The sequence below is a fragment of the Protofrankia sp. Cj3 genome (assembly GCF_917627355.1).
Lineage (GTDB): Bacteria > Actinomycetota > Actinomycetes > Frankiales > Frankiaceae > Protofrankia.
Genome location: NZ_CAKJTR010000217.1, coordinates 6,633 through 8,034 on the forward strand (window position 1 = coordinate 6,633; position 1,402 = coordinate 8,034).

Below are 1,402 nucleotides of genomic sequence, written 5' to 3' on the forward strand. Positions count from 1 at the left end.
CGTGACCGACGTGTTGCGATCAGGGCCCCGATGGGTGTATTACCCATATCGTGTCGTCGATCATCAAGAAGCGGCGGGGTGACCGCGTCTACCTGTACGCCGCCACGTCCGCACGGGTCGACGGCAAGCCCAGAATCGTAGACCAGGTCTACCTCGGCACCGAGGACGAGGTGATCGCCCGGCTGTCCGGCCAGGGCGGCGACGGACTGACGCTACCGAACGCCACCGAGCATCGCACTTTCGGTGATGTCGCGGCCGTATGGGGCATGCTGACCCGCCTCGACGCCGCGGGGACCATCGACGCGGTGGTCGGGGCCGCACCGGTTAGCGACGGCGTGACGGTCGGGACCTACCTGGCGCTGGCGGCGCTCAACCGGATCTGTGACCCGCGCTCGAAGGCCGCCTTCGCCGAGTGGTACCGGACCACCGCGCTGCCACAGATCACCGGGATCCGAGCGAAGGCGCTGGACCACAGGCAGTTCTGGGAGGCGATGGACCGCGTCGAGATCACGAAGGTCGACGAGATCGAGGCGGCGCTGACCCGCCGGATGATCGAGATCTTCGGTCTGGACACGTCCGGCCTGATCCTGGACATGACCAACTTCGCCACGTTCATCGACTCGACGAACCCCCACGCGCCGGTCGCCGCCCGTGGCAAGGCGAAGCAGAAGCGCTACGACCTGCGCCTCGTCGGACTGGGTCTGGTCGCGACCCGCGACGGCGGGATCCCGCTGCTCTCCCGGGTCTACAAGGGCAGCCTGCCAGACGTCACGCAGTTCACCCCCATGATCGAGGAGCTGGCGCGCCGCTACGCCGACGCCGTGCAGACCCTGACCTTCGACGCCGGACAGAACTCCGAGGTCAACTTCCGCGGGCTCGCCGCGCTCGGGCTGCACTTCGTCGGCTCGGTGCCCCCCTCCGACCTGCCCGACCTGCTCGCGCGCCCGACCAGCGACCGGGCGCTGGTCGACCGGTACGCCCCCGAGGGCCTGACCGCGCTCGACACCCGCGCCACCGTGCTCGGTGCCGACCGGCGGGTGATCCTCACACACTCACCGACGCTGCACACCGCCCAGCGGGTCGGTTTCGCGCAGACCCTCGCGAAGGCCACCGGTCAGCTCGACGAGCTCGCGGCCAGGCTCGCGCGCGGCCGCACCCGCAAACCGCGCGCCGCGGTCGAAGCCGAGATCACCTCTTACCTGGCGCCGCGCTGGGTCGCCCGGGTGCTGCGCACCGAGCTGACCGGCGACATCCCGAAGAACCTCCGGCTGACCTGGCACCACGACGAGGCCGCGCAGGCCGCGCTCGAGGAGGAGATCTTCGGCAAGCGGATCCTCGTCACCGACCACGACGACTGGCCGATCGACCAGGTCGTGGATGCCTACCGGTCCCAGGAGGATCT

At 69.8% G+C, this 1,402-nt stretch carries 1 protein-coding gene; it reads left to right on the plus strand.

Annotated elements, in window-relative coordinates; translation table 11 throughout:
* Window positions 1-50: 50 nt before the first annotated feature.
* Window positions 51-1,402, plus strand: a 1,352-nt coding sequence (locus tag MJ783_RS20590; RefSeq protein WP_239312862.1) for an IS1634 family transposase, incomplete at its 3' end; no start/stop codon positions are given.